The sequence below is a fragment of the Halorubrum wangae genome (assembly GCF_051194135.1).
Lineage (GTDB): Archaea > Halobacteriota > Halobacteria > Halobacteriales > Haloferacaceae > Halorubrum.
In genome coordinates, this window is sequence record NZ_JBLZNH010000004.1 from 53,271 (window position 1) to 79,555 (window position 26,285).

Consider the following 26,285-nt stretch of genomic DNA (forward strand, 5'->3'; position numbering starts at 1 on the left):
CCGATCGCGGCCGTACCGATCTCCGATGGCCACCTTCTCGCTGCTCGCCGGCCTCGCGCTCGGGCCGGTCGTCGGGTTGCTCGCGACGCTTGCGATGGACCTCGTGATGCCCCGGCTTCCGGAAGGAACGACCGCGCCGAAGGTCGCCGCGGGCGTCCTTACGGACACGCCGGTCGACGAGGCCCCCGAGCGGCTGGCGACGTGGGTCCACTACGTCGCCGGGGGCGGCTCCGGGCTCCTCTTCGTCGGACTCGTCTCGGCGGTGCAGACGGTGATCGGCGGCAGCCTCGTGGTCGCGCTTGGCGTCGCCTCGCCAGTCATGCTCGCGCTGATGGTCGGCTTCTTCGCGCTCGTTCCGCTCCCCCGGGCGCAGGGGCTCCCGCGACAGCGGCTCTCGACGATCCGCCGCGACTGGGCGCTCGCGGCCGCGACGTACGTCGTCGCCGCCGCGGCCCTCGTCGCGGTCGCGGGCGCCGTCTAATCGCCATCCATCGAGGTCAGAACGGGCGGTCGTCCCGGCGCGACGCGACGGGAGAGAAACGGTTTAGTCGCTGGCACCGACCCGTAGGGCCATGCACGCCATCACTCGATCCGGGTGGATCGAGGTCATCTCGGGGTCGATGTTTTCCGGAAAAACCGAGGAGCTGTTGCGCCGGCTCCGACGGTCCGAGATCGCCGGTCAGTCCGTGTCGGTGTACAAGCCCGCCATCGACGACCGCTACGGAGAGACGACGATCGGCACCCACACGGGCCGCCAGTGGGAGGCGACGGTCGTCGACAACGAAGGCGACGGGCCGCTGGCGATCCTCGACGACGAGCCCTTCCCGGAGGTCGTCGCGATCGACGAGGCGAACTTCTTCTCCGAGGCGCTCGTCGAGGTCTGTAACACGCTCGCCGACGCCGGGACCCGCGTGATCGTCTCCGGGACCGACCAGACGTTCCGGGGCGAACCGTTCGAGCCGCTCCCGCAACTCATCGCGACCGCGGAGTACGTCGATAAGCTACAGGCGATCTGCTTGCAGTGCGGCGAGCCAGCCTCGCGGAACCAGCGACTCATCGAGGGCGAGCCCGCTCACGCCGAGGACCCGACGATCCTCGTCGGCGCCGAGGAGTCGTACGAGGCCCGGTGTCGTGACTGCCACGTGCTGCGGACGGGCGAGCGCCCGGAGGGCGGACGGGCGTACCTGACCGACGACGCGACGGAAACCGACGAGCCGGGGGCGTCCGAGGAGTCCGGCGACCTCGACTCCTCGGTCGACGGTGCGGAGGAACCGGTGGACGCGAGCGACGACTGAGCCTGCCTACGCGTCGGTCCGGTCTTCGACCGACGCCGAGGAAACCTCGTCTCCGTCCTCCTGTCCGCCGTTCTCGGCCGTGGCGACGCGGAACAGTCCGACTATCGAGACGAGCGCGAGGACCGCCCCCTCAACCCGCGCGACGGCGTACACCCACTCGCGGGGCTTCGCGTCGCCGGCGTCTCGGTAGACGATCCTCGTCCACGCTCGCACGACCGACCGCGGGGCGAGCGTCTGAATCAGTCCGACGAGGCCGACGACCAGCAGGAGTGCCGCTTTCATACCGTATGATTCGTCGCGAGGAGTTAAAAATGGGCGCGCCGCGGCGTCCGTCGATACGACACTCGTCGCCCGAACCCGCTACATGGGCTCCGCGGCCGCGAGATATCGGCGGCAGGTCGCGGCGGCCCATTCGCGAACCGAGGCGGCGTCCGACCAGAGCACCGCGGCGAGTCCCCGCTCGTCGAACAGACCGACGACGGCGCGGTCGCCGACGAGGAGCACGGCGACGGGTGTCTCCCCCTCGTGGCGGTACGACTTGACGCCGCGTGCGGCGAGTGCCGACCGAATCGGGGCGCCCGCCGGGCCACCGAGCCGCTGGGCCGCGCTTCCGGTGAACACCAGCCGCGTCTCCGCGTCGAGGTCGCGGGTGACTCGACGAGCGAGCGACGGGTCCGCCCGCGGAATCACTCCGACGACGGCGTCGCCGCCGTCGCTCTCTCCGGTCCGTTCGAGGAGTGCGGCAACCCGCGCGGCGGGGTCGGGGTCGTCGCCGCGCTCGACGACGGTGACCTCGTCAGCGGGGCTCGCGAGGTCGTCGCCGACCGCCGCGAGCACGAACGCGCGGAGCGAGGCGCCGGGGCCGTCGTCACTCACCCGCGGGCCCCTCCGACGGTCGCGGGGGATACGACTGCCGGCCCCCGGTCGACCGCCGAGCGAGAAGGCGGGCGGTCGCTCGGCGCCTGTCGTTCGGGCGCTCCTCGGTCGTCTCGTCGTAGTAGAGGACCGTCAGGCCGAGCCCCGCCCGGAGCAGTTCGTTGGCCGCGAATCGGTATCGGTCGTCGCTCGGTCCGGAGGGGGTCGGCGCCGCGGACCGGAGGTGCCCCTCCACGAACAGGTAGCCGCCGGGGACCAGCGCCTCGGTGAGGTCGGAAAAGCGGTCGAGCGTGTGAAAGAAGCTCATCGTGATCAGCTCGTACGCCTCGCTCGGGAACCCGTACGTGGAGACGTCGCCGAGGATCGGCTCGACTCGGTCGCCGATACCCATCTCTTCCGCGCGCTCGACCGTGACGCGCAGTCCCTCCCGGGAGGCGTCGAGCGCGTCGACCGAGTAGCCGGCCTCGGCGAGGAACACCGCGTTTCGGCCGGTTCCCGCGGCAACGTCGAGGGCGCGCCCGTCGGGGATCGAGGCCTCGTACGCGCGCAGCACGGGCGACGGCTCCGGCTCTCGCGGGTAGTCCCCGGACGCGAACCGCTCGTCCCAGTCAGTCATGGCGGCGATTGCGACCGACCGGGCGTAAACCCCACGGGCGTGGCGGTCGCATTCCCTGCATGGACGAGACCGAACCCACCGCAGAGACCCTCGGCGACCTGTTGACCGACCGCGGCGAGAGCCTCGCCGTCGCCGAGTCGCTGACCGGCGGGCTGGTCGGGTCACGCGTGACCGACGTCCCCGGCGCGAGCGCGTACTTCGATCGCGGCTTCGTCACCTACGCGTACGACGCGAAGCGCGAACTCCTCGGCGTCTCCCGCGAGTCACTCGACGCCGAGGGAGCGGTGAGCGCCCGAGTCGCGGAAGAGATGGCCGCCGGCGCACGAGACCGCGCGGGCACCACCTGGGCGGTCGCCACCACCGGAACCGCTGGGCCGGGCGGGGGCACTCCGGAGAAACCCGTCGGCCTCGTGTTCGTCGCCGTCGCCTACGCCGCGCCGTGGGGAACGGAGGCGTCGTTCACCCGGAGCGAGCGGGTGCTTCTCGACGGAGACCGAAGCGAGGTGAGACGCGGCGCCGTCGACGCCGCGATCGGTGCGCTCGTCCGGGCGGTCCGCGAGGTCGCCGCCGCGGAATAGGGCGGCGACTGCCCCCGCGCGAGTCCTCGCTGATGCACAAGCGTTTATCACATAGATATGCGTACATATTGCATGGTTCAACGCGTACTGGTGCCGATGGACGACTCAGAGCTCTCCGAGCGGGCGCTACGCTACGCGCTCGATGTGCACCATGACGCCGACGTGGCGGTGTTACACGTCGTCGGCGAGCCCTCTCGGATGATGGGGGCTGCGACGGGAATCGCGCTCGCCGACGACAGCGAGGAGCGGGTCCGGGAGCTATCCGCGGAGGTGTTCGAGCGAGCAACGCAGATCGCCGACGAGTACGGCGTCACTATCGAAACGCTGACCGAGGTCGGCTCACCGGCCCGTCGGATCGTCGAGCGGGCCGACGAGTTCGACGTGGTCGTCATCGGGACGCACGGCGGGTCGCTCGCGGATCGGCTTCTCGTCGGTAACGTGGCGAAGTCCGTCTTCCAACACTCGCCGGTGCCCGTGACGGTCGTGCGCTGAGCGAGAGCGTGCGGTCCGGGTCGGTTCCGGCCCGTGGCGTCACCCGTCGATGTAGGCGTGGCCGAGCACCGCGACGATCAGCGCCGCGACGACGATCCACGCGAACGGCTCGACCGCGAGCAGGCGGAGCGGTCGGGCCACCGACTCGTCGACGCCGAACAACACTCCGGAGGCGAAGAGGATAGCGACGACGAGGGCGGCGACGACCCCGGCGACGCCCAGCAGCGCGGTGTCGGTCCGATCCATACCGCGGATCGGTCTCGTGCGTATATAAGCACATCCCGAGAGTCGATGCGAACAGGGTGAAGAGCAAGCCAGGGCAGGGCTTTGCAGATTATCTTTACAATCCCTCGACTGCAGACTGAGGTATGGGCGATCACGATCCACGTGCCGAGATCGACACACTGCGCCGCCGTATCCGGGGCGAAGTGGACGATCCCGACGCTGCTCGCGACGTCACCGACGCCGACGCCGAGGCATTGATCAACTTCAGCGACCAACTCGATCTGCTCTCCAGTGAGTACTCCGACCACCGGCACCTCAAGCTGCTCCGGCACTGCACTCGGATGGCCGAGCATACGAGCGTCCTCGCGGACGTCGTCGACGATCGCGACGCTGCCGAGGAGGTCGTCCGCTGGATCAACCGGGAGTACGACAACGAGGAGACGAACCGGGACTACCGGAGCGCCATTCGCGTCTTCGCGAAGCGCGTCGCTCGCGAGAGCACGGCGCCGGACAGCGTTGACTGGATCCCAACCGGTACCTCGAGCAGCTACGATCCGACGCCGAGCGAGCGAGATCTCCTCCTCTTCGAGCAGGATGTGAAGCCGATGGTCGAGGCCACACGCAACCCGCGCGATGCCGCCGCCATCATGATCCAGTTCGAGGCCGGACTCCGCGGTGGCGAGCTCGAGTCGCTTACCGTCGGCGACATTGTCGACGGCGAGCACGCGCTGGCTGTCCACGTCGACGGCAAGGAGGGCGAACGCGTCGTTCACCTGGTCGTCGCCGTCCCGTACCTCAACCAGTGGCTTGAGGCGCATCCGGCGCCGAGTGACCCCGACGCGCCGCTCTGGTCGCACCTCTCGAAGGCCTCGGGGCTTTCCTACAACGCCTACTTGAACATGTTCAAGGAGCCGGCGAAGCGGCTCGACATGCACAAGGACGTCACTCCGACCAACTTCCGCCGGTCGAACACGCGCTGGCTCGTCCTCCAGGGCATGAGCCAGTCGCGTATCGAGGACCGTCAGGGTCGGAAGCGTGGCTCCGAGGCCACCCAGCGGTACATGGCTCGGTTCGGCGAGGAGTCGAACGAGCGCGCCTACGCGTCGATGCACGGGATCGACGTCGAGGAGGATCCCGACGGCGAGGACCACGCGCCCCTCGCATGCCCGCGATGTGACCGGGAGACACCCCGAGATAAGGAATACTGCGTCTGGTGTCACCAGGCGCTCACGCCCGAGGCGGCTGAGCGCGTTGAGGAGGTCGACGACGCGCTCTTCGAGTCTGGCGTCGAGGCCACCGACGAGGCCACTGCTGAGGACCTTCGGGAGGCCAACCACGCCATCACGCCGCCGGTCAAACATCTGATGGCCGACCACGACTGACTCAGATATCACGATTACCCTCCTCGAGCTTGTCGAGCGCGTTCTGTGCGTACGGTGCGATCGGGAGGTCGGTGTCTGCGAGCCGCTCGAACAGCTCGCGATGGTCGCGAACGGTCTCGAGTGGTGACTCGGTGCCACTCGGTTCCTCCAGCTCGTCGATGTGGACAGCCCTCATGAGGTCTCCTCCAGGTTCTCGGGATTGATTCGGGAGTAGTAGCTGGTCCCGAACTGGGCGTCGACGACGGCCGCAACGACAACGCCGTGGATGTTGGTGAGATGCTCTGGTTCGAGGCCATAACACGTCGTCAGCGTCTGCTCGCGCCGGAACACCACGAGGTCCGATCGCGCGTCATACCGTGCCTCGTCGTGTCGCGGGACAGGCGTCTCAGCAGGGATCTCGAGGCGGAGGCCGCGTTCCCACGCCGTCGCGACGGCAGCGCCACTGGTCGCGCGGATTCGGAACTGTTCGGCCGCGTGGTCGGTGGTGTACCGGGTGCGTTGGACGCTCATGCGTCCACCTCGATGAGGAGGAGCGTGGCCTCGCGCACGACGCTCTCGGTCGTATCGGTCGCCGGGTCGGTGGCGTTTGTGACGGGGCTTGCGATGCTGGAGTCGACGATCTCGTCGTGCGCGAGCGCGGAGATGGGACTACGCATCAGCGCGCCTCCGTGAGGTCGACGGTAAACGGCGACCGTATCCACGCGGCCGGGCTCTCCTCCGAGGAGATGACGTAGTCGCCGCAGACTTGGTAATCGTGGACCTCACCGTTCGCGCCGTCCGCGGCGTCACCGGCGGACATTACTGCTCACCCCCCTCCCACGCCTGCCGTTCGGTGAGCAACGCCACGGCCGCGTCGGTCAGCGCGTAATTGTTCGTGCGCCTGTCGCGCTCGCTCTTCGCAATGAGATCGGCCTGGACGAGGTCGTCGAGGTTCGGATAGAGTCGTCCGTGGTTCACGTCCTCGCCGTACAGCGTCTCAAGCTGGCGCTTGACTCTGAGGCCGTACGCCTCGTGATCGGCCTCGTGGAACAGCGTCCAGAGGAGATCGCGTTGGAACCCGGTGAGTGCTGCATACGTGCGGAGCTGCTCGCGTCCGCTGTGGTCGCTGTCGATACGTCCTGGGTCGGTGGAGCCATCTTGATTAGGCCCCGTGTCTGATCTACTCATGGTCATCTGAGCCCTCGGAACGAGGGATTTGCTGGGGTGACCGGCCGTCGGCGCTGCCACGCCGGCGGGATTTTCCCGCGACGGCCAGGTCAACGTAGACTTATTCGACGGACACCTGATCCCACGGGATGAGGAGGTTCTCACGCTTGTCGAGGATCTCGTAGTGCTCGGCGTCGAGATCATCGTCGCCGTTCTCGATCTGCCGGCGGCACCCTCGGCACCACACGTGGTTGTTCGTCCGGTCCCAGTCGACGTGGCCATTCGGACACACGTACCGATATCGCTGCGACTCGACTGAGCGGTCGATCGTTACCACCAACTCATCGTCGTCGATGCGCCGAGCACCATATTCTTGCACGCGAGACATCCGCTCTAGCTGACGGGTTGAGGTATAAAGACCGTTTTTCTCCCCCGGGCCGGAAGTGAAGCCCCCATCGTGGAGGCCATCCGGTGACCGAGAGTGGGACTCTCTCAACAGATACGCGCGATGAGAACAAGCGGGCATGAGCGAAAGTGGTCTCGTCGGTCGGGTCGATCCGGACACGAGCGCCACCCTCGAGCCACTTCGTTTCGATATCGCGAGCCCGTCGACGGTCGACGGGCTCCCTGAGGAGACGATCGGGATGTGCGTCTCGAGTGCTGCGAACGACCGCATCTACGGCCCCTCCGTGAGCGTGACCGCGGTTCGATGCTCACCATCGATGACGACCTCGGTGAGTGACTCGCCGCCACACGGAACCCACGTCCGGCCGTTCCAGCGGTCGACACACCGGTCGGCGCGCCACGGCGCGTCCGGCACACGTTCGTAGCGGATACGCCGGCGCTCGCCCGACTCGGTCGTGTACACGATCGTCGGCAGGTCGTCACGCATTGCGCACCTCCTCGTCGACGACGTCCTGGGTCGTCTGATACTGCTCAGCCACCAGTGCCGCGACCTGCTCGGCCTGCTCTTTATCGCCGTCCATCGCGGTGACAGTGACGAGCGTCTCGATACGCCCTGCATCGTCACAAATCGCGACGTCGTGTCTATTCACCATTCGTCACCTCAAGCTCGAACGGGTCCGCTCGCGAGTAGTGCGCGATCGCGTCGAGCAGGCTGATGTCGGCGGGATATTGCCGCGCGACGAACACGGCACGCGTGAAGCGCTCGTCGGCGTCCCACCTAGACATCGGCCGTCGCCTCCTCACTCGAGAGGTGCCGGACGGTCACGACCTCGCCGCGCTCCAGGTCGGCACCCTCGCAGGCAACGATCGCGTCGAGTTCCTCCAGAACGATTCCATCTTCCCAGCGGTTGAGACAGTGGGTGAGCACTCGTGAGACGGCACCGTCCCAGTCGCCCTGGACGCGCACAATGGGCGTCTCGATCATCTTGGAGATGCGCGCGTCGGTGACCGTGCGAACGCCCGTATCGACGACGTCGACGGGGCGCGTACGGTCGCCGAAGACGACGCGGTCGCCCACGCGGAGCTCACGCAGGTCGGTGATCGTGTCGGTGCTATCAGTACCGTTTTGGGGTGTCGGATTCGTGGTTGACATGCTGTCGTTAGTGGACAGCGCGGTCGTCGGCGGTGCAACGCCGGCGGCCAGACCTTCTGACCGCGTCCCGCGCTTCTACTAGTTAGTATATTTGCTAACTATTTATAGATTAGCATTTGCGCTAACTATTAGTATATGCGCTAAGTACCGTCTTGTAGTGGTTAGCAAATACTACAATGGGCACGCACAGAACACACGGTATGGCGAAGACTCGCGCGCTTCTCACAGAGACGGAGCGCGAGCAGATCGCGGGCGAGCATGGTAACTCTCGAAAGTACCAAGCAACATCTCGAGTCCGAGGACGGATCCAGGAAGAGCTCGAAAGCGACATGGAGGTCCTCAAAGAGCACCACCCGGACCTGCTCGAGGAGCTCCGCGAAGTCGTCTGCAAGGAGATCGCTGAGGGCGAAGACGAATGACAGTCTCGACACCGCCGACGTACCAAGACGAGTCTCTCTATTGAAACCGTCGTGACCGATAGTAAGTATTCTACAGATGAGTGAATACCCTCTCGCATGAGCAGTGAGCAAAAGTTGGCAGCGCTGGCAGAAGACATCGCGACGGTCATCTCGGCTGTCGATCGGAACACCGAGGGACAGTACGGAGACGGAATCGGGTCCGAGGACGAGCCACGGCAGGTAAAACTCCTCGTCGAGGAGTTACAACGACACGGTTCGCCGTATCGAGACACGCGATTGGAGGTCCCATATCCCGATAGCTCCGAGAGCTGCGATCTCATCCTCCCGGACGGGATCCCGGTCGAGTGTAAGCTGCTCCGATACTGGCGAGCAAACGGCGCTCCGGAGGACTCGATGCCGATGCGCGTTTTCAGCCCGTTTCACGAGCACACCCTACTGAGTGACGCCCAAAAGTTGAGCGAGTCCGGTTTCGATCGCGACGGGGGATTGCTCGGACTGTTCTACAAGCGGTCGGATGACGACCCAGAAACTGTCGCTAGTCTGCCCGACCAGTTTACGGCGGAGCGTTTGGCCGACAAGACGGCTCGCGATCTCGAGTACTGGTTCGATATCGAGGTCGATGTCTGTGGAGTTGCGAAATTCGACAACCTGCGGCATCCGGTACAGGCGCAAGGAGCAGCGATCACGTGGGGAATTCGCTCATAAAAGAGTAGATGAGTCATTTAATGAGAAAGATCAACAAATCGGACTACGACGCCGCCGATTGGATGGGGTTCGACTGGTCGTCGTGGCTAAGTCTGGATCCGGCCGATGGCGAACTTTCCCGTATCTCCACGAACCCAGGGATCTACCGCGTTCGACACCTCGATCGAGACGGGCTGACATACATCGGCCAGACCGGGCGCAGCCTCCGAGGTCGCGTACGTGCTCTCTCGGGGTGCTACAACGTGAAAATGCCGTACACCGACCCGCACGTCGCGGCGCCGAGCCTCTGGGCTGTGCGTCAGGAGTACGGTCCCGAGTTCCAGGTATCGGTCGTCGAGCCCGACGATGTCGACAAGCGACGGCGACGGCTCTCGATCGAGGAAGCACTGATCGCGGTGTACCGCCGGGAATCTGGCGAGAACACGACGGCGAACTTCGGTCGCATCATCGACGGCTACAAACGGTCGAGCATGCGGTCAAGCGGGTTCACCGGCGGGACACTCACCGACGACGAAACTGAGTCAAACTCGGCACCCGGCATCGGGCCGCTACCATGGACCGACGCGGACGAGCCAACGAGTCGATCGTGGATGGGGCTCGACTGGACGGCACCGGAGCCGCTCGCGAACGCCTACGGACTCCCGACCGATCCCGGTGTGTATCGAATCTGGGACCAAGATGAACCGGAACCACTGGAGTACATCGGGCAGAGTGGGAACCTGAAGAGTCGGCTCTATCAGCATCGTCGGAATCGCGACGCGGAGCTGGTGTTTAGCTATGCGATTCTCCGTGAGGGCGATGAGAAGCACAAGCGGGAACAGGTCGAGACCGACCTGATCGGCGCACACTGGCTGGCGACTAAAGAGGCGCCGCGAGAGCAGTTCTGATTGACGTTGGCCAAGAGGCTATTTCGCTTAGTTCAACGGGTAATGTCGCTGCTCTGCTTTTTTGATCAGTTCCTCATTGAACGCGTCTCTATCCTCTCCTTCGTGAACCCGACGGTGGCAGTTTGCACAGAGTGCGATCACATTCTCGGGCTCGTCAGCGCCGCCGTCGGCCCGTCGATAGAGGTGGTGGACTTCGAGGTAGGGATCGCCGCTCTTAGTGATGAACGGGGCGTCCTCCTCACAGCCTTGACAGACGCCGTCGGCGTGCGCAAGCGCGTAGTCTCGGACAGCTTGCGATCGAGAGTACCGCTTCCGTTTTGACGTCGACGATCCGCCGGAGTTGCCGCCAGAACCGGACCGCGGGCTGCTCGCTTTCGCGCGTTCGTAGAGGCTTTGGAGATTGTCACCGCCAGTGTCGTCGAGCTCTACCTCTTCGCCGCCAACGGGTTCAAGCTCGAAACGGAACGCATCGCGGTACTCGTCGTTTTTGTCTTTGAGTCGGGCCTCCCGAACGCCGGTACATTCGAACTCGCCGACGTAGGTGACGACCCACGCTTCGTCGGTGTTCTCGAACAAGTGGAGCGACGTCTCGGTCCGCTTGTGGGAGTTGATTGCCGCGTTACCCTCATTCATCTCCATGTCACCTTCGGTGCCCTCACCGGTGTAGAGGAAAGTTCCATCGTCGAGGAACTCGTCTTCGTACCCATATGTCTCACCCGAGTCGCCGGTGAAGAGGAATACGGCCGAATACTCGGTGGGCGTGGCGATCCCGCGGTAGCGCTGTCCACCGTAGATATCGTGGAGCGCTTTTCGATCGTACCGCTGACCTGGCGTGAAGCCGAGGTTGTCGTCGAGGTCGTCGTTGCTGAGGGGTTCGAGTTTCGATGACGAGGGCATATGCTCGTCAAATATCAACCTTTCCTTAATTTACTTACTACATCATCGAAACAGAATACCTTCGGAAAGTAGCACACGACCTATTCTTGGCAGCATCCCTCATCCTGATCACATTGATAATAAGATGGAATAATATGAATATCATAGCTATGTGATAACTGGAGTTCAGTTGATGGTAGAAATTTATATGGTTGTTATCAGTTAGTCATAGCAATGGCGTCGCAAGCTGCAAAGCAGTGGCTTTCGTATTTTGAAACAATCGCTAACGCGGTTGACGTGCAAGTGGATCTCTCACCGACAGATATCTTCCAGATTACGTCGGACACAGCATCGCCTGCCGTGGGCAAGGTACGGACCTCCACCTATGGAACGCGTGATCAGCCCGCCATTTGGCAGCGATATGATCGAGAAATCGAACGGCTCAACGACAAGCGTGATGAGCGGGTGTTTGCGATCCAACTTGACGTTCAGGACCGATCACGCTTCGATCCGGCACACGATCACTTCATCTTCCTCTCACAGGATCTCCTTGAAAATGAGGCAAGCGAGACCGGCGATCTAACGATCGAGAGTGACGGACCGGGCCAATACGCAGCTCCCTTTCAGAGCCGCACAAACAACTGGAACGTTCTCTTTGAGTATCTCACCGGGGAATCAATTGATCGCGACCTTGGGGAACTAATTACCACCAGCGACCCGCCAACAGAGGAGTCCGATAGATCGTATTATTGGGTGAACCAGAAGCGAGACATCGAGCTTGAGGGCGAATATCTTCGTTCAAGCGATACGAAGTGGCAGCGAGATCTGACAGTCATCGAACGAGGCGATGTTATCTTTCATTACACGGACCAAGCGATCCGAGCCTGTTCGGTCGCCACTGGTGGCGCATATCGAACGGCCCTCGAGGACGACGAATACTATCGGGTTGATGTCTCGACGACCCAGCTTGACTCGCCGCTCCCACTATCAGTGATTCAGGACCAACTTCAGACCCCCGAGTACAAACAAAACAAACGTCGCTACCCGCTCGATAAGAACGGCAACGTCATTCAGGCGTACCTCTGTCATCTTACTGATGACGCCGGACAGTATCTACTCAGGAAAGCAGATATCGACGTCCCGGACGTAGATCCGACAGAGTCAACCAACTACTTCTGGATCACGGCGAATCCCGCGATCTGGTCCGTTGAGAGTATCGCCGACCACGGAGAGGTATTTTATACTGCATACAACCGCAACGGGAACAAACGCCGGATATTTGATGCCTTTGAAAAAGCCAGTCCTGGTGATGAAGTGGTCTTTTATGAGTCACAGCCGGTCCAAGCGATCGTCGCAAAAGGGCAGATCGTCGAAGGTCTTCACACGAGTGAACATGATGACTATGATGAACCAGTTGCAGGAATCACGATCGAATACACACGAGCAGTTGAGAAAATCACATGGGAGCAGCTCACTGCAGTTCCCGCTATTGAGAACTCATCACCGGTGAAAAACCGGGCACAGGGTAGTCTCTTTACGCTCACCGAAGACGAATTTGAGTCGATTCTCGCCTTAGAAGCGCCCCGTACCGACGATGTGTCACAGGAGGCCGTTGATGCGCTCGCAGCGAAACTCACTTCGCCTGAAATTGCCGTCTCGATCCCCGACACGCTGTATTTCGATGATGCGGATCGACTACGCCGCGAGATTGAAGCGTCGCTCCGCTCCGGGAAACATATCATCTTCACCGGCCCGCCTGGCACCGGGAAAACCAAGCTCGCAAAAGCGATCGCGGAGACCGCTACGACGTACGACCAAGTCGATGATTACCGGTTTACGACAGCAACGTCTGAGTGGACCGCGTTCGACACCATCGGCGGCTACGTCCCCTCCACAGGCGACGGTGGCCAACAGCTGCTATTCGAGCCACGACTCTTTCTCAACTGCTTCCGACAAGACCAGATCGTCAACGAGTGGCTCATCATCGACGAGATCAACCGCGCAGACATCGACAAAGCCTTCGGCCAGCTGTTCTCTGTGCTTTCCGGCGACTCAACCGAGCTCCCGTATGAACGCGATCGGACCGTCGAGCTCCGATCACTTTCGGGCACAACGACCGACGAGGAGCTCGCTGCCATCATTGAGAATCCGGATGCTTTCCCAGTCACCCCCTCGTGGCGGTTACTCGCGACGATGAACACCTATGATAAAACTTCACTGTACGAGATGTCGTACGCGTTCATGCGGCGGTTCAACTTCATTCACGTCGGCGTTCCTCCGCTGACGACCGACGACGAGAGTGTCCGCAGTTCACTGCTTGATCCTCACGGGACGACCAACTATGCGACCGCGTGGCTCACCGATAACAAGATGTTGGAGTCTGTTCTCGAGGAGAACTTCCAGGTTGTGACTGTGCTGTGGCAGCGCATTAACGAACACCGCACCATCGGCCCCTCTATTGTCTACGATATTATTCGGTATCTGGACGCCTACACTGACAGTGGTGGCACGCAAGCTGATGCGTTGACGTCTGCGGTAATTTCGCTTGTCTACCCACAACTTGAGGGGATGCGACCTGCCCAGCAGAAACAGCTGATTCGGTCGCTCACGGGCCAGACCGTCGCGACCGAACATGGCACAGTCGCACTCGATCTTGATGGGACAATACTCCAGCAGAAAGCCGCCGATTTCTTCGGAATTGCATTTGAAGATGGCGCGTAGCCTCACTGAAGCGGAACTTCTCGACGCCACCGCCGCGGAGCTAAGCACCTACCTCCGAAGTGGCACCCTCAACACCCACGCATTGGCTGACTCACTTGCGTACGAGGGGCTCGATATCGACGACTGGGAGCGTGTCAAACGCATTCATTTCTGTCTCTCAACGCCGGTCCGTAAGTTTATCACGCAGCTCCCAGACCGTGTTCGACGGATCAAAACCGAACACCAACGCGACCAACGTCCTACACGCGGGGAAGTCCGCGGCGCGATCGACTGGAGCGCGACACTCCGAACCCGTGCTGAAAGCGGATACGTTGACCAGAGCCGGTTCGTTTGTAACACGCCGTACACCGAATACGACATCCCTGAGAATCGCGTGTTGAAACGGCTCCTATGGGTGATTCACCGTACAGTCAGCACCGATCTCGAGCCCATTGAGTACGACTGGCGCCACGAGTACTGGAGCGACGACCAGATCAGAGATTTCATCCGCCTGTACCGCCAGAATGTCCATCTCAATCGCATCAGCGATGGGCAATCTCTCAGTGTCACCAGCCAGGATATGACTACCGCACGTCGCTCCCGTCTGTCGCTGTACACCGACGCCTATGAGCTGTACGATGCGTATCAACGCCTCCAAGCCGACACGTTTGATCCCGATATCACCGAGCTACTGGCGAACACGCTTGTTATTCCGACGCGTGCGCCGCAACTCTATGAGTTGTTTTGTTGTTTTCGCGTGATTCGTACCCTCAACGCTCACACCCCTGGCTTCAGACTGCAGCCGATTGATGGGGATACTGACGCACTTGCGCGCTTCAAATCTGATGATCGTCGTATTGACGTGTATCATGACCGCACCGGGACGCTCAGCTTCTACGAGCCGCTAGATGGAGATAGACCGACCCATCCGCAGTTCGCGCGCTATCACGACGCGCTCACCGACTACGCGACAACCCTCGAAACACTCACCGGGAGTTCCCACGAGCCCGTCTTATACAACGGGCGTCCCGACCTTATTATTGAGCTGTATGACACTACCAGCCAAGATGAACTGCTGACCGTACTCATCGGCGAAGTCAAGTATTCGGATGCGAAACAGACTTTCAAGCGAGGCCTTGCGGAACTCCTCACGTACCGTCGCTTTGGGACCGCCGATGACGTGTCTCTTCTCGACAACCCCGATATTTCTGTGGCCGGGCTGCTCATTACTAATGGGATCACAACAAGTGGAACAAGCGATCGTCTCGTCCATTGCAACGGCAGTGACCTTCTTGCTAACGACAGCGCCAGTTCACAGCAACCGGACTGGATCCGCCCGCTGACACAACAGCTTCCCGAGGCTAATAGCACGTAATCGTGCGTCAGATGCATTCGTTTGATACTACCCAAAATCACTGGGGACTCTGGACCAACTGTTCGCTAAGAGCGTGTCTTGACCCCCGAAAACGACTGGAACACGTCGAAGACCTGTTCGCGGCGTGGTGACAATACACAGTCTAACCGCAAGCACCGTGGCTTGTACGCGTGTCAGTCGTGTAAATTGATCGGGAACGAAGATTGCAACGAGGTAGAGAATATGCGTCAGAAGATAACTCCGAGTCCTCGCGGTGAGGATAGGAGTAACGGCCGCTTGACATGACCAGCAGTCCACCCGTCCGACGGTGTGAGACTACCCGCGCTCAAAAGGATTGGCAGTCCGGTAACTGGATTGCAAACCTCAAACTCCCACCGCACCGGATTCCTCTGCGTTCACGCGGAGGATGTCAACGACAATCCGGATCTCTCTACGACTGGGCTGCTCACTCCTCTTCTCGAAACTCGTTCAGTGGGTCACCGCTCTTTAATCGTTCTTGAAGCTTCTCCTCTTCGAGGAACCGTATCTCTGAAGTACGAATGTACTCCTCGTTGCGCTCGAAAGTCAGCCAATGGCGATCAGCGTCCTCGGCGGTCTTCCCGGTCCAGTTTGACCCACCGAAGATGTCGAGCACGATCGGGCGATCGAGGTATCCTGGCGACGTCTGATCGCCACGTTCCCACCCGTCGTAAGGCGGGTCGGGAGTCAGCAGGTTCACGAAGAACTGCGGTAACTTCTCCGGGAAGCGGGCAGGGTGTCGATCAAACCCGTATTTACGACACATCCGCTGATAGTGCGTGTTGCTTGCCGTGTTCGGTGTTTTGATGAAGTTCTTCGGAATCGCTCCATCGTTGTCGTTCGAAAACGAGTCTGAGCCGATATCATGCCCCGAACTGCGCTTTCCTTCGTTGTATTCACCGGTCTCGATGAGCTCTTCTTGGCTCTCACTGTACGTCTTCAGCACCTGCGAGTTGCGCTGGTTGTTTACCTCGGGTTTGGGGTATGGCCGTCGGATTTCTTCTCCGTTTTTGATGTGGGCAAGTACTTTTTCCCCATAGACTCGTGGCGCCTTGTTTGTGCCAAGAATGAGGCTATGGACGTAGAGCGTCCAGTACGGAGAAATGTTCGCTAAGAGCGTCTCCCGTACGTCCTCGTCGTACCGCTCATCGTTGTTCGGTTCGAGGACCTCGAAGACGCGCTCTAAATCCGCGCGGGTAAGGTCGGTCTCGGCGGACCACGTTTCCGGATCTGACGAACTCACCTCGGCGAGAAGATCAAGAACGTACGCGACCGAAAGGCGATCATCAGGCTCCTCGACGATTTCGTCTTCCTCTTCAGCTGCAGTGTTTAGAGTCGTCTGGTCCGTCCCATCGTCGGTAGTTTTCTGTGAGGGTAGTTCAGCCTCGCCGTAGAGAATCGCCTCGACGACATCCAGCAGTTCGTCGTCGGTGAGGCGGTCTCCAAACTCATCGCGGATCGTCTCAATGGTCTCGACTTTGTCTTGCAGATCCTGCGTGTAGGCAGGCTCCTTGTTGAGCTCTTTCGAGAACCACCACATTTGCGTCACGGCGTCGACGCCGCGGAGTTTCCGGACGTTCACCCACTCGATCGGGCTCGGGAGCTTGTTCGGATTGTACCAGTACCAGTCCTGGGCAAACTTCAGGTTGCCCTCCTCGACGATGCGCGTCAGGAGCTTCCACTGGTACAGAGAGCGCTCCGGCATCCCTTTCTTGAACGCGCCACCGATCTCGACGATGAAGCTCCCGTGCGGTTGGAGCACCCGCCGAACTTCTGGGATGAACTCCATGAACCACTCGTTGTATGAGTCCTGATCCTTATTCCCGTACTCCTTCTCGTTCTGGAGTGCGAACGGTGGCGACGTAACGATCAGGTCAATCGAATTGTCGGGTAGCTCCTTCAGCAGTTCGCGGCTATCGCCTTGGAACGCGGCGCCGAGTTCCGTCTCATACGTTGGGGAGGAGTCAAGAAGATCGGCAACGGACTCTTGATCATCCGCCCGACGATCGCTTTCTTCTACACTACGAGTCCCCATTGTTGAGTATTGTTTTCAGACCCCACCGTACTATCCTTTACGCCTTGAATTGACTGCGCAGAAATATCAACAAAATAATCTGTCACAATTCGGATCTATGAGGTGAGAAGACTCAGAGCACAATCTATGGTAGAGGCGCTCACGAACCTCCGCGGTGGACGCGTCGTTCAGGTAGCGTCATCGCCGAAGAGGTCATCAAACTCTGGTGGGTCACCAGTGGGCTGGTCGTGTGTCGTTTCCTCGTGATTGAACGAATCCGGGCCCGCCGTCTGGCCGAGATAGACCGTTTCCTCGTCAGTTCTGGTCGTCATGTGGCCACGCTCGTTGATATGGATCGTCCCACCGCTTTTCAGTCGATAGACGATCTGAGCGGCCTCTTTGACTTCCTCGTTGGTGATGAACGATCGGCTTGATCCGGTGCGTTCGAACGGACGTCCCTCGGCGTCAACACTGATCTTGTAGCCGTGGGTCGGTCCCTCATACGGCTCACCCGGCTCGAGATCGGTTACGTCTGGGAACGATGGCTCGGTGTATTCTTGAACGTCTGGTCGATGGCCGTCGACGAGTTCGCCCTCTAACACCGACTCCTCAACTTCCCAGTGGAGGTGCTCAACGTCTGCGTTGCCGAGTTGCTCTTCCCAGTCGTATTCGCGGAAGATGTTCTCATCAACAGTGTCGCGCGCATACAAGACGTACAGTTCCGACTGCCGATCCGGGTTATCCCCAGTTCGGAGGATCCGCCCAAGCGTCTGGATACGTTGGCGAACGCTGCCGCTCGAAACCCGAATAATACCGGTGTCGGCATCTGGCACGTCAACACCCTCGATCAGGGCTTTGACACTGAGCATGACGTTCGCGTGGTCGTCGGCGCGGAACCACTCCATCGCGAACTCGTTCCATATCTCACGCCGATGTCCTGAATGATACATAACTGGCCAGTAATCCGGGCGGGCAAATAGCTCCTCAACCGCTTGGTCGACTTCCTCAAGCTCTGGGAACTCATCGTAAAGCTGGGAACGGTAGCCACTCGCGCTTTCGGCTGAAATTTCGCCCTCTCGCGTTTGCCCGAGTCGTTCCCAGGGGGCAATCAGCTGTTTCAACTGCTCAATCCGTTCTTGAAACACGATCGCCTTCTCATCAGTGTCGATCCCCTCTAACAGTCGGAGCGTGATCGCCTGCCGTGCGACCGCATTCTGAACGAGGTAACGACGCCGCTGAGTAAGCGTGAAGAACTGCCCCACCGACGGGTGAGGCGACTCATCGGAGTTCAGAATCGTATTCAGCTTTTGATGGAGATTGCCATTCAACTGATACAGTCGATTAGCGTACCGCGTCCGGATCTCTTTGAGTGCATCTGTGATCTCCCGGCTGAGGCTTTCGTACTTTTGTCGCTCGGCTGGCGCGAGATCGAACCCGACGTAGTTAATTTTGAAGCTCGGAATCAACTCCTGTTCGATCGCTTCGCTGTAGGTGAGCGTGTAGAACGGTTTCCCGAGGTAGGTGAATAACTGCTCTTCAGTCTCGGTGAGATCACGCTCACTCTGTGGTTTTTCTGTCGGTGTCGCAGATAGACCAAGCGTTGCAGTGTTGTGATACCCAAGGACATTCGAGTGGACATCACCGGTATAGTTGTGACACTCGTCGGCGACGAGCAGATGGGGTGGGAACCCGATGTCATCGAGACAGGTAGCTAGGTAGTCGTCTTTGACAGCCGTGTTAACAATGGTAACTAAAATCCTGATCTCATCACCGTCGAACGAATCGCGGTGGCCGTCGCCTGCCCAGCCCAGATCCTCAAGCGGAACGTTGAGCTTTTGAGTCAGTTCGGTGAGCCACTGATACATCAACACCTTCGTCGGAACAACAATGGTGACAACGCCGTCATCAGTTTCATCGAGCCATCGCCGGATGACTTCAAGGGCCATAACTGTCTTTCCAGCGCCAGTTACGACCTCTGCAATCCCTTCCTGGGGGTCGGTTTGGGCGGTTCCCGTGAACCAGGTGTTGGCCGCGTCTGCTTGCCAATCGTACAGCGTGAAATCGTCCTGGAACGTGTAGGATTTGTTCCCAACGAACTCGGAGAGATCAGCCCGTGTGAGACCACTTCCACATTTAATGAGTTCGCGACGGGCCTCATCAGGGGACTCCGTACCCTGGATCCGCTGGAGATCATCGACAGAAAGATTTCTGAGTCGGGCGGTCTCGATCCCGAAGTCCGCGTTAATCTGAGTGCGTAGCTGTTTCCGCTTATTTTTCACTTCAACAAACTCGTCGTTTCGCTGCAACTCGGGATTGCGGTTCGTTGCATGACGAGCACTGGGCTTCAGATACGACTGCCAGAACTGTCTGTACCACTGTTTTCGTTTAGACCACCCACCTGATTCGCGGTACATGTAGTACTTCATCAGGGCTTGTTTCGCCTTCTTGGGTGGATAATCCGCTAGCACTCCCTCACGCTTGAGATAGTTCTCATATTTTCGAAACAGATCTGGGTTCCGAAGACGGGTGAGCGCCTTCTCAGCATCAACAGATACGGGAATCTGATACCCATTATCTGTCTCCTCTAAGTAGCCCATATGGCAGAGGAGTTCTGGGTATCCGCGAAGCCCCTGTTGGCTAAACTGATAGCCGTACTCAGTCTGTAAAGTAGTCTTGATGCTGCGTGAACTCGCTGGCTGGATACATTCGTAGGTGATCGCATGATACACCCGCTCAAGGGCTTCAAAGCCTTCTGGATGCTCTGCCCGGAGAACCCATCCGCGTTTGAGTGCTTTGTACACGCAGTCACTGAATTCGATTTCACCCTCGAGCCACCGTTGAGCGTCGTTCTCGACTCGGAGCCGTTTGTCACTCCCTGATCCGATCTCAGCCGATTCTCGGATGAACCCCGAGCGAATGAGATCAGTGATGATGTGACGGGTCCATGAGTCGCTCAGCGTATCCGCGTGGCGTCGTTCAATCGCAGCTTGACAGGGCTCAACGAATTCAGATTTTGTCGGTGGCTCGGACAGCTCAGCTAACGTCGAGAGGACTGTTTCGTACCGTTCTTGCTCGTTTGGTAATCCAGGAACGGGTGGAGGGAACCGTCGGATGAGCACCTCATCTGTCATTGTGAGTCACTCTGAGCGAGCTGCAGGTAGTTGTTTTTCTTGGTCATAGACTTAGTGAGGGTTTTCCTGGTATAGTACCGGGTGATGTAATCAAGAGACAACTAGTGGATAGTCATAACCGATTTTATCAAGCGTGCCAACAAAGCTCTGAGTTCTTGTGATACCAACAGACAGAGTGGATTTTACTTGAGAGATCTATGTGGCGGTGCGTGCTACTGTGTAATCTCCAAAAATGAGAGCATACACTCCTGTGGAAGAAGCCCACCGTGGTAGTAGCGATCACCACTGTAGCCCTGCTTGCTGAAGTACTGACGCGGATCGACGAGAAGCTGGAGGTCCGTATCTAAGTAGTTCAAGCCGGTCGTGTTCGGTGACACCTGTACACCGTTGGACAGTCCGTTCAGGTCACCGCCAGCAACGCGCCGGTACTTGACTTCACCGCCTGGTGCATCTGACGGGACAGCTTCCGTTGTCGTCCCCTCGGGCAGGAGGACGAATCCATGGTCTGTGGTAACGTAAATCCGATCCCAGTTTTCGTCATCCAACTTCTGCCGGATCGTCTCAGCAAGATCGGAGAGGTAATTGTCGAAATGGTGTTCCATTTCGCCGATTTCACCTTCGCCAACCTCATCGATTTCCTTATCGTAATAGGCGATTCGACTCTGCCCCCAGCCCGACTCTCGATCTTCGGGGACAGCCCAGCCTTCATCGCTGAGGAACGCGATGCGCTGCTGTTTGTTCGATAGCGAGCGTTCACCCTGCGAGGGCGTAAGCGTCTCATTCCGCATGTCGACCGAAAATCTGAACGCCCGGCCCGGAGTGAGCGCGGCCATACCAAATTTTGTCTCAGAAGGTAACGTCGATAGCCGCGTTTCACGCGTGACATCGAACGAATCGCCGAGCGTCTCGGCGAGACGTTGGGCAAGGTCGAACCGCAAAGCGTCGATCAACAGGATTGCGACGGTCCCGGCTTTTTCAAATTCGCTTTCGTGATCGGTCCACCACTCATGAGCCGGCGCTTTGTCCGCAAGGGGATTGCCGACTTGCATGGCAGCCTCAACGTCGCTGGCTAATGTCTCCAGATATTCGCGATACCGAGTTGTCAGCATTTCCTTGCGAACTTCTGGGAGTCGCTCCGTCGCCGGGTGGGCTGCGGGTATCTCACTTTCCGGTGTCCCAGTGAGTTGGATGTGGAGCACTTCGTTGTCGATCTGCCAACTCCCATCTTCAACGTCAGCATAGGCCGTAAACGGGTCGTCTGTTCCCTCTTGGCTCTCCCATGCGTCGAACTGTTGTTGTAGCCGAGCCAGGTGTTCACACTGGGCCCAGAGGTCACGCCAGCCGGTACTTTCGGGATAGACCGCTAATGCTGATTGCCGAGTCTGTGCATGGTCAATACACGTAGCCAGCTCCCCGGCCTCGAATCGGTCGATCCAGGCTTCCCAGAGCGCATCATCTAGTGCGCGATCCACTGGACACGCAGCATACTCCCAGACATCGTCGAGACGGCGAATGATGTCTGGCCAGAACTCAACGCTCAGATATTCTTCGGCCCGGGCTCTAGTTCCACCCATATTGAGTAGCGTCGTTAAGGGGCTGTGCGTGGATTCGCCGTACCCCTCGGGAAAGAGTGAGCCGTCGACACCCGTGTCGTGTAGCGATTGGGCGACTGCCCACCGACGAACCGTCTCTGTAATCTCTGCCGGGCCGGCACCGGGCGGAATCGGGATGTCGTCATCGAGCCTGTTGCGGACGTCAGCGACTGTCGCCGGATCTCGACTAATCTCCGGCCAGCCATCCCGCAGAAGGTGGTCGATCAACTTTCCACCTCCACGCGTGATGATCTCTTCTCGGAGACTGTCGTACTGGGGAGTGCCCCGTGTTTCGAACTTCGCTTTGATTAAGTCAGCTACCCGCTCTCGAATAACGTCGTCATGGCGCTCAACGTCGAAGATATCCCAGGGGTTGACCTCATAGAGGTCGGCAGTGAGCTCTTCGATGCTACAGGCGACTTCACCACCCGTCTCGCGAATGTCTCGAAACCAATCTCGGCCATCCTTGTCGTCAGCGATATACCATACAACCGGTCGGTCCATCTCGCGTTCTTCAGCGAGGGCGTCGGTACGCAGTCCAAGCGGGAACCCGTCCGCGGCGCGAAAGCCGATATCCATCTCCTCTGTGGCGGCTTCAACAATCTCTCGAAGATAGCCGCCGTCGTCCCACCACACGACCCGCACGGTGCTCGTGTGGCTCTCTGGGAACGCTTGTTGGAGCCGCTGTTGTGCTTCGTCAGTCAGTGATCGTTTGGGCTGCTGAATCATTTGTCGGCCTCCGTCTCGATGACGACGATTGTTCCGTCGTCGTACTCCGATAGCTGTTGCCAGAGTTGGGTGTCTGTTTCTCCACCATCATCCTCGTCGTCACCAGCGAGAATCGCTCGTCCCTGCTCGAGAAGCTGTTTGGCGCGATCTGGTGTCGGAATCGTCGCGCCGGACACAGCCTTGGCGATTTGCTGGGCGACGAATCCATCAGGGCTGGCGGGCAGCTCAGTATTGACGGCCTCGAGCTGGGTATGTAGTGAGTCACCGTCGTCCGGTGTCTCGAGGAGTGTGCGTCCATTCGCAAGGGTTTCGATGTTATTCCGCAACGCTGAATTGGCAAACGCCTCTTCCGAGAGTGGCTCGTCTGCGTTGTTCGCGTCATCGATTGCCTCTTGAAGCGCCTCCAGGTTCACCTGTGGATACGTCTCGGTGACCTGTTCGATATCTGCGGCAAGATCTCGACTCACGAGTCTGTCGGTGAGTTCCGCCCGGAGGGCGTCGATATCGTCGGTCGTCATCGACTGCCCTGCGATCTGTTGATACAGCTCTTGTAGCGTCTCAACCCGGAATTGGCTCGCTTCGTGAAGTTGCGATTCCAGTATATCGACGCTCGGGATCTTTGAGCCGTTGGTGGCCGTGCTCAGCTGTCCCGTGACCGTCGCCTTGGGATAGTATTCTGTGAGCCAATCTGAAACAGCGGTAACCTGGTCCCACAGCGGCTCATCCTCATCACTCTCTGTGAGGAACAACGGTGCAACCTTCGCAAACCGTTCGGCCTGTTCGACGACGCTCTCATTCGTCAGAAGATCAGCATCCAGTTCACCGCCGGAGAACGCTGGGCTGAGGGCATCGTCCAGATCCCCCAGCGTGAGGCGAGTATCGAACTCGAGATTCGTTCGCGAGACGACCGTGTTGAACGCCTCCGTATGCTGGGTCGCCCACTTGTTGAGCCCGTCGAGCAGCTCGTGAGGATCATCAGTTTCCGGTTCCTCGCCAACGAGCGCCGCATAGACGTCAGTGAGGTCCTCCGGTGGGGGCGAGGGGTCGAACACGACGATCGCGTCGGTGAACTTCGTTGTGCTGGTGATCGTACGAGCGATCGTCCGGGTATCAGTCACCCGGTCTCCATCGACTCGGAGGGCGATCCGGTTTGCAGCCACAAGAACGAACAGGAGCGTCTGTAGCGCCTCAGTCGGAGTCCCGAGGAACGCTCCTCCACGAGCGTTGATCGTCTCCAGCACCCGCTCTCCACTGACTCGCTTATCATTATCGAATCGGTCTAGATCGAGGAACTCTTCGGCCCAACCGTTACTGATCGTCCGTGGCACACGATTTACACCCAGTCGATCGGCGTCCGTTGTGCTCAGAGGCCAGGCTCCGTTGTCTTGGAAGAAGTCGATAAGCTCCTGGAGATCCTCCATCTGGAGGGTGTGGTCGATGTTCTTTCGGTTAGGGAACTTCTCATTGACGGCAGTCGTGACCACACTATCGAGATCTTCGAGGTAGCTTCCGTAGGCTGTCGCCCGCTGCGGCAGGTACACCGCCGCCTCATTAAGACGAGTCCGGAGTTCGTCTTCGACGTCCTCCTGCATCGATTGGCGTTGGAGCCGGTAATCCGGATCCGGGTCGGCCATCCCCTTCAACACGAGCTGCATGCCGATGAGTTCCCGAACTTGCCGTCGGATTGTCTCTGTGAGCTCGGCGGTGACTAGCACGTCTTCACGGCCGGTAGGTCCGCTGTGAGCTTCCTGCCACTGCTTGCGCTGGGTGCTGATCGTTGCTTCGTCGTGGACCAACAGCCGGATAACAATCGTATCGTACTCCTCCGTGACAGAGTCTGGGATCGACCGGTCAATCGAGTACCGAACGGTGTAGCTGATCCCATCGAGCTCGCCAAAGGCCCCCGTTTGAGTCCCCTCATGAGCCGGTAATCGCGTTGGATCGGCTTCCTGAATGAACTGCTGGATGTTGTTCTGGACTTGGTGTTCAGGAAGCTCGGTGGCCTCCTGCTGGACTTCCTGCCAGAACTGGATGTCTTCCTCAGAGAGAATGGTATACGTCGGCTCTGCAGTGTCCGTACTCTTTCGGATCAGATTGCGCTGAGCCATCGCTTCCAGCTGGGTTCGGACCTCTTCAGTCAGTTCATCGACGTCTGTTCCGACATCACGCACCAGCAGGCGAGCCATATTTTCGGCAGTCCGTGGGACGGTCTCCACCTGGCTGAGCAGAAAGAGCGCTTTGGCCGTTCTGGTTGTTGTTTCGTTTTCGAGCGTGTTCTCCACCCGAGTGATCAGTCCCGTTGCCCAGCTCGAGATGAGTTCCGTATCGGCGTCGATGATGTCGAAGATCGTGTCCCAGGCGACGACAACACCGGGCTGGCGAGCCGCCCAGCCATGCGTCACGAACAGCGACCGAACGCGTGCCAGCAGTGCTCGGCCCTGGATGTACTCCCGGTCAGTATCTCGATCTCCCTCGATCAGCCCCTGCATCGATTCACGGAGGAGCCACAGGTCCAGATCGCGGAACGGGTACGCTTCGACTGGGTTGTTGTGGTCCGGTGGGTTGGCATCTTCAGTAAGTGTCGGTGCTAACTCCGGAGCGTCGGTGAGGAGTTCTGATTCGATGTAGTCCGCGCCCGTCCCTGATTTCTGGAGCCAGCGCTTTCGAACGATGGTTTCGGTGTCGGCGCCTTCCAGTTTAATCTCCTGTGCGTACCAGGCTTCCTCATCGACGTCACCGATGAAGTTCTGCTGCATGTCCCGCATCGGCCATTGACCGGTGCCCAAGATCGGCGGATTAAGGCCATCGATGAGGGCGGTCACCGTTTCAATTACCTCTTCGTACCGCCGCTGCTGATCACCGACGTAGATCGCGATTTCGTCAAGCCCGATCAGGTATTGATAGGTGTCGCCGTCCTGCTCGAGATGGCGTTTTGTCCGATGAAGTCGCTCGACGAGGTCGTCCGGACTGAAGGATGCGGGATCGATCGCTTCCTCAGCAGCGTCAATTTGGGCGTCGACGGCTGCAGCAGAGTCCAGTCCGGCTGCGGCAGCCCCATCGAGCTGGGGAATCGCCGCTTGGAGCCACGGGCGAAGGGAGGCAGGACGGTCGACGACATCCGCTAGCTGCAGATCTTTGTGCTCGATGGTCGTGAGTGGCTCCCAGAGGTCGTGTTCGATATCGAGCCGCCAGCAGAACTCGAGCAGCCAAGGGAGTTCAGTATGGTAGCCTCGGCGGCGCCCGAGCTCTTCATACAAGATTAATGGAAGCTTCGTATCGTCCCGATCGCGGTCAAGGAGATTCAAGAACAGCGGCTGGAGGTGGTCGATGTTGCCATCAGCGATCGCATCCCGGAACTGTTTGAACCCTGTCGTGGTGTTTGCGAGATCGTGAGCATATGACTCCAACCCCTCCATCTCGCCCGTCGCGACGCCGATGAGCTTCAGTAGATGGGACTTCCCCGACCCGAAGGTCGCGTGGACGTACCGGAAGCGGTGATCGACATCGGTGTTAGCAACAATTGCGGCTGTTTCTCGGAGCACACGCCTTGCGCTCGCGGTTTCGTAGAACTCGTCGATGTCGCGCTCGATCTGGTCGGTCCGGTCCACCTTCTGGATCGGTTCGAGCTCACGAGTCGGTTGGCGATCCGCCGGGAACAAATCGGAGAGTGT

Annotated in this window: 29 protein-coding genes and 1 pseudogene; 11 read left to right on the top strand and 19 right to left on the bottom strand. The window is 59.7% G+C overall.

The window, feature by feature from the left end; translation table 11 throughout:
* The first annotated feature begins 25 nt into the window (after positions 1-25).
* On the top strand, positions 26-481 hold the full coding sequence (locus tag ACNS84_RS12650; protein ID WP_435075231.1) for a hypothetical protein: 456 nt from the start codon (positions 26-28) through the stop codon (positions 479-481).
* A 91-nt stretch (positions 482-572) separates the two neighbouring features.
* Positions 573-1,295, top strand: a complete 723-nt coding sequence (locus ACNS84_RS12655; protein WP_435075232.1) for a thymidine kinase — start codon at positions 573-575, stop codon at positions 1,293-1,295.
* Between the two features lie 6 nt (positions 1,296-1,301).
* On the opposite strand, the gene ACNS84_RS12660 is transcribed toward ACNS84_RS12655, so the two are convergent.
* The 3 genes from ACNS84_RS12660 to ACNS84_RS12670 form a co-directional block, all read right to left on the bottom strand.
* The gene (locus ACNS84_RS12660) at positions 1,302-1,577 is read right to left on the bottom strand and encodes a DUF6199 family natural product biosynthesis protein (RefSeq protein ID WP_435075233.1); all 276 of its coding nucleotides are present in this window, start codon (positions 1,575-1,577) and stop codon (positions 1,302-1,304) included.
* Between the two features lie 78 nt (positions 1,578-1,655).
* Positions 1,656-2,171 carry a transcriptional regulator FilR1 domain-containing protein gene (locus ACNS84_RS12665; protein ID WP_435075234.1) on the bottom strand — a complete coding sequence of 172 codons (516 nt, stop codon included), beginning with the start codon at positions 2,169-2,171 and terminating at the stop codon, positions 1,656-1,658.
* Positions 2,164-2,787, bottom strand: coding sequence for a class I SAM-dependent methyltransferase (locus tag ACNS84_RS12670; RefSeq protein ID WP_435075235.1), 624 nt, complete (start codon positions 2,785-2,787; stop codon positions 2,164-2,166). The genes ACNS84_RS12665 and ACNS84_RS12670 overlap by 8 nt, the downstream gene beginning before the upstream one ends.
* Positions 2,788-2,846: 59 nt before the next feature.
* Here ACNS84_RS12670 and ACNS84_RS12675 point away from each other — a divergent pair, with 59 nt between their 5' ends.
* On the top strand, positions 2,847-3,365 hold the full coding sequence (locus ACNS84_RS12675) for a CinA family protein (protein ID WP_435075236.1): 519 nt from the start codon (positions 2,847-2,849) through the stop codon (positions 3,363-3,365).
* 72 nt (positions 3,366-3,437) lie between these two features.
* Positions 3,438-3,857, top strand: coding sequence for a universal stress protein (locus tag ACNS84_RS12680; protein WP_435075238.1), 420 nt, complete (start codon positions 3,438-3,440; stop codon positions 3,855-3,857).
* Between the two features lie 39 nt (positions 3,858-3,896).
* On the opposite strand, the gene ACNS84_RS12685 is transcribed toward ACNS84_RS12680, so the two are convergent.
* Complete coding sequence (locus tag ACNS84_RS12685) at positions 3,897-4,103, bottom strand: hypothetical protein (RefSeq protein WP_435075239.1); 207 nt, start codon at positions 4,101-4,103, stop codon at positions 3,897-3,899.
* Positions 4,104-4,225: 122 nt separating this feature from the next.
* Between ACNS84_RS12685 and ACNS84_RS12690 the strand changes: the two genes are divergently transcribed.
* Positions 4,226-5,464 carry a tyrosine-type recombinase/integrase gene (locus ACNS84_RS12690; protein ID WP_435075240.1) on the top strand — a complete coding sequence of 413 codons (1,239 nt, stop codon included), beginning with the start codon at positions 4,226-4,228 and terminating at the stop codon, positions 5,462-5,464.
* Position 5,465: 1 nt separating this feature from the next.
* Here the strand turns inward: ACNS84_RS12690 and ACNS84_RS12695 are convergent, their stop codons facing one another.
* The 10 genes from ACNS84_RS12695 to ACNS84_RS12740 form a co-directional block, all read right to left on the bottom strand.
* Positions 5,466-5,639: a hypothetical protein gene (locus ACNS84_RS12695; RefSeq protein WP_435075241.1), complete on the bottom strand. Its 174-nt coding sequence runs from the start codon at positions 5,637-5,639 to the stop codon at positions 5,466-5,468.
* On the bottom strand, positions 5,636-5,974 hold the full coding sequence (locus tag ACNS84_RS12700; RefSeq protein WP_435075242.1) for a hypothetical protein: 339 nt from the start codon (positions 5,972-5,974) through the stop codon (positions 5,636-5,638). Before ACNS84_RS12700 ends, ACNS84_RS12695 begins: the two co-directional genes overlap by 4 nt.
* The gene (locus tag ACNS84_RS12705) at positions 5,971-6,120 is read right to left on the bottom strand and encodes a hypothetical protein (RefSeq protein ID WP_435075243.1); all 150 of its coding nucleotides are present in this window, start codon (positions 6,118-6,120) and stop codon (positions 5,971-5,973) included. Before ACNS84_RS12705 ends, ACNS84_RS12700 begins: the two co-directional genes overlap by 4 nt.
* Entirely contained in the window at positions 6,120-6,263 is a 144-nt protein-coding gene (locus ACNS84_RS12710; RefSeq protein ID WP_435075244.1) for a hypothetical protein, read from the bottom strand. The genes ACNS84_RS12705 and ACNS84_RS12710 overlap by 1 nt, the downstream gene beginning before the upstream one ends.
* Positions 6,263-6,631, bottom strand: coding sequence for a PadR family transcriptional regulator (locus ACNS84_RS12715; protein WP_435075245.1), 369 nt, complete (start codon positions 6,629-6,631; stop codon positions 6,263-6,265). The genes ACNS84_RS12710 and ACNS84_RS12715 overlap by 1 nt, the downstream gene beginning before the upstream one ends.
* Before the next feature lie 100 nt (positions 6,632-6,731).
* Positions 6,732-6,947, bottom strand: coding sequence for a hypothetical protein (locus ACNS84_RS12720; protein ID WP_435075246.1), 216 nt, complete (start codon positions 6,945-6,947; stop codon positions 6,732-6,734).
* Positions 6,948-7,286: 339 nt separating this feature from the next.
* A complete protein-coding gene (locus ACNS84_RS12725; RefSeq protein WP_435075247.1) occupies positions 7,287-7,502 on the bottom strand; it encodes a hypothetical protein in 216 nt (71 codons plus the stop codon).
* Positions 7,495-7,668, bottom strand: a complete 174-nt coding sequence (locus ACNS84_RS12730; protein ID WP_435075248.1) for a hypothetical protein — start codon at positions 7,666-7,668, stop codon at positions 7,495-7,497. Before ACNS84_RS12730 ends, ACNS84_RS12725 begins: the two co-directional genes overlap by 8 nt.
* A complete protein-coding gene (locus ACNS84_RS12735) occupies positions 7,658-7,801 on the bottom strand; it encodes a hypothetical protein (RefSeq protein WP_435075249.1) in 144 nt (47 codons plus the stop codon). The genes ACNS84_RS12730 and ACNS84_RS12735 overlap by 11 nt, the downstream gene beginning before the upstream one ends.
* Positions 7,794-8,168 carry a hypothetical protein gene (locus ACNS84_RS12740; RefSeq protein WP_435075250.1) on the bottom strand — a complete coding sequence of 125 codons (375 nt, stop codon included), beginning with the start codon at positions 8,166-8,168 and terminating at the stop codon, positions 7,794-7,796. The genes ACNS84_RS12735 and ACNS84_RS12740 overlap by 8 nt, the downstream gene beginning before the upstream one ends.
* Positions 8,169-8,368: 200 nt before the next feature.
* On the opposite strand from ACNS84_RS12740, the gene ACNS84_RS12745 reads away from it, so the two are divergent.
* The 3 genes from ACNS84_RS12745 (at position 8,369) to ACNS84_RS12755 (ending at position 10,179) form a co-directional block, all read left to right on the top strand.
* Entirely contained in the window at positions 8,369-8,587 is a 219-nt protein-coding gene (locus ACNS84_RS12745; RefSeq protein WP_435075251.1) for a hypothetical protein, read from the top strand.
* 96 nt (positions 8,588-8,683) lie between these two features.
* Positions 8,684-9,292 (top strand): hypothetical protein, encoded by a 609-nt coding sequence (locus ACNS84_RS12750; protein WP_435075252.1) that lies wholly within the window; start codon positions 8,684-8,686, stop codon positions 9,290-9,292.
* 248 nt (positions 9,293-9,540) lie between these two features.
* Positions 9,541-10,179 carry a GIY-YIG nuclease family protein gene (locus tag ACNS84_RS12755; protein WP_435075599.1) on the top strand — a complete coding sequence of 213 codons (639 nt, stop codon included), beginning with the start codon at positions 9,541-9,543 and terminating at the stop codon, positions 10,177-10,179.
* A 27-nt stretch (positions 10,180-10,206) separates the two neighbouring features.
* Here ACNS84_RS12755 and ACNS84_RS12760 read toward each other — a convergent pair whose 3' ends face one another.
* Positions 10,207-11,076, bottom strand: a complete 870-nt coding sequence (locus ACNS84_RS12760) for an HNH endonuclease (RefSeq protein WP_435075253.1) — start codon at positions 11,074-11,076, stop codon at positions 10,207-10,209.
* A gap of 213 nt (positions 11,077-11,289) precedes the next feature.
* Here ACNS84_RS12760 and ACNS84_RS12765 point away from each other — a divergent pair, with 213 nt between their 5' ends.
* From ACNS84_RS12765 to ACNS84_RS12775, 3 genes and pseudogenes are all read left to right on the top strand, one after another.
* Positions 11,290-13,776, top strand: a complete 2,487-nt coding sequence (locus ACNS84_RS12765; RefSeq protein ID WP_435075254.1) for an AAA family ATPase — start codon at positions 11,290-11,292, stop codon at positions 13,774-13,776.
* Entirely contained in the window at positions 13,688-15,130 is a 1,443-nt protein-coding gene (locus tag ACNS84_RS12770) for a hypothetical protein (protein ID WP_435075255.1), read from the top strand. Before ACNS84_RS12765 ends, ACNS84_RS12770 begins: the two co-directional genes overlap by 89 nt.
* An 87-nt stretch (positions 15,131-15,217) precedes the next feature.
* A pseudogene (locus tag ACNS84_RS12775) lies at positions 15,218-15,415 on the top strand (RNA-guided endonuclease TnpB family protein); the annotation flags it as partial.
* A gap of 160 nt (positions 15,416-15,575) precedes the next feature.
* On the opposite strand, the gene ACNS84_RS12780 reads toward ACNS84_RS12775, so the two are convergent.
* The 4 genes from ACNS84_RS12780 to ACNS84_RS12795 form a co-directional block, all read right to left on the bottom strand.
* Positions 15,576-17,183: a DNA methyltransferase gene (locus ACNS84_RS12780; RefSeq protein ID WP_435075256.1), complete on the bottom strand. Its 1,608-nt coding sequence runs from the start codon at positions 17,181-17,183 to the stop codon at positions 15,576-15,578.
* A 167-nt stretch (positions 17,184-17,350) separates the two neighbouring features.
* The gene (locus ACNS84_RS12785) at positions 17,351-20,293 is read right to left on the bottom strand and encodes a DEAD/DEAH box helicase (protein WP_435075257.1); all 2,943 of its coding nucleotides are present in this window, start codon (positions 20,291-20,293) and stop codon (positions 17,351-17,353) included.
* A 212-nt stretch (positions 20,294-20,505) separates the two neighbouring features.
* Complete coding sequence (gene pglZ, locus ACNS84_RS12790) at positions 20,506-22,614, bottom strand: BREX-5 system phosphatase PglZ (protein WP_435075258.1); 2,109 nt, start codon at positions 22,612-22,614, stop codon at positions 20,506-20,508.
* A complete protein-coding gene (locus ACNS84_RS12795; RefSeq protein WP_435075259.1) occupies positions 22,611-26,222 on the bottom strand; it encodes a hypothetical protein in 3,612 nt (1,203 codons plus the stop codon). Before ACNS84_RS12795 ends, pglZ begins: the two co-directional genes overlap by 4 nt.
* Between the last annotated feature and the right edge of the window lie 63 nt (positions 26,223-26,285).

Coding starts and splice junctions, on each gene's coding strand:
- ACNS84_RS12650 (WP_435075231.1), top strand. CDS start 26: ATGGCCACCTTCTCGCTGCTCGCCGGCCTCGCGCTCGGGCCGGTCGTC.
- ACNS84_RS12710 (WP_435075244.1), bottom strand. CDS start 6,263: ATGTCCGCCGGTGACGCCGCGGACGGCGCGAACGGTGAGGTCCACGAT.
- pglZ (WP_435075258.1), bottom strand. CDS start 22,614: ATGATTCAGCAGCCCAAACGATCACTGACTGACGAAGCACAACAGCGG.
- ACNS84_RS12780 (WP_435075256.1), bottom strand. CDS start 17,183: ATGGGGACTCGTAGTGTAGAAGAAAGCGATCGTCGGGCGGATGATCAA.
- ACNS84_RS12785 (WP_435075257.1), bottom strand. CDS start 20,293: ATGACAGATGAGGTGCTCATCCGACGGTTCCCTCCACCCGTTCCTGGA.
- ACNS84_RS12760 (WP_435075253.1), bottom strand. CDS start 11,076: ATGCCCTCGTCATCGAAACTCGAACCCCTCAGCAACGACGACCTCGAC.
- ACNS84_RS12770 (WP_435075255.1), top strand. CDS start 13,688: ATGGCACAGTCGCACTCGATCTTGATGGGACAATACTCCAGCAGAAAG.
- ACNS84_RS12725 (WP_435075247.1), bottom strand. CDS start 7,502: ATGCGTGACGACCTGCCGACGATCGTGTACACGACCGAGTCGGGCGAG.
- ACNS84_RS12685 (WP_435075239.1), bottom strand. CDS start 4,103: ATGGATCGGACCGACACCGCGCTGCTGGGCGTCGCCGGGGTCGTCGCC.
- ACNS84_RS12745 (WP_435075251.1), top strand. CDS start 8,369: ATGGCGAAGACTCGCGCGCTTCTCACAGAGACGGAGCGCGAGCAGATC.
- ACNS84_RS12750 (WP_435075252.1), top strand. CDS start 8,684: ATGAGCAGTGAGCAAAAGTTGGCAGCGCTGGCAGAAGACATCGCGACG.
- ACNS84_RS12655 (WP_435075232.1), top strand. CDS start 573: ATGCACGCCATCACTCGATCCGGGTGGATCGAGGTCATCTCGGGGTCG.
- ACNS84_RS12730 (WP_435075248.1), bottom strand. CDS start 7,668: ATGGTGAATAGACACGACGTCGCGATTTGTGACGATGCAGGGCGTATC.
- ACNS84_RS12715 (WP_435075245.1), bottom strand. CDS start 6,631: ATGAGTAGATCAGACACGGGGCCTAATCAAGATGGCTCCACCGACCCA.
- ACNS84_RS12695 (WP_435075241.1), bottom strand. CDS start 5,639: ATGAGGGCTGTCCACATCGACGAGCTGGAGGAACCGAGTGGCACCGAG.
- ACNS84_RS12670 (WP_435075235.1), bottom strand. CDS start 2,787: ATGACTGACTGGGACGAGCGGTTCGCGTCCGGGGACTACCCGCGAGAG.
- ACNS84_RS12675 (WP_435075236.1), top strand. CDS start 2,847: ATGGACGAGACCGAACCCACCGCAGAGACCCTCGGCGACCTGTTGACC.
- ACNS84_RS12735 (WP_435075249.1), bottom strand. CDS start 7,801: ATGTCTAGGTGGGACGCCGACGAGCGCTTCACGCGTGCCGTGTTCGTC.
- ACNS84_RS12680 (WP_435075238.1), top strand. CDS start 3,438: ATGGTTCAACGCGTACTGGTGCCGATGGACGACTCAGAGCTCTCCGAG.
- ACNS84_RS12705 (WP_435075243.1), bottom strand. CDS start 6,120: ATGCGTAGTCCCATCTCCGCGCTCGCGCACGACGAGATCGTCGACTCC.
- ACNS84_RS12690 (WP_435075240.1), top strand. CDS start 4,226: ATGGGCGATCACGATCCACGTGCCGAGATCGACACACTGCGCCGCCGT.
- ACNS84_RS12660 (WP_435075233.1), bottom strand. CDS start 1,577: ATGAAAGCGGCACTCCTGCTGGTCGTCGGCCTCGTCGGACTGATTCAG.
- ACNS84_RS12755 (WP_435075599.1), top strand. CDS start 9,541: ATGCCGTACACCGACCCGCACGTCGCGGCGCCGAGCCTCTGGGCTGTG.
- ACNS84_RS12740 (WP_435075250.1), bottom strand. CDS start 8,168: ATGTCAACCACGAATCCGACACCCCAAAACGGTACTGATAGCACCGAC.
- ACNS84_RS12765 (WP_435075254.1), top strand. CDS start 11,290: ATGGCGTCGCAAGCTGCAAAGCAGTGGCTTTCGTATTTTGAAACAATC.
- ACNS84_RS12700 (WP_435075242.1), bottom strand. CDS start 5,974: ATGAGCGTCCAACGCACCCGGTACACCACCGACCACGCGGCCGAACAG.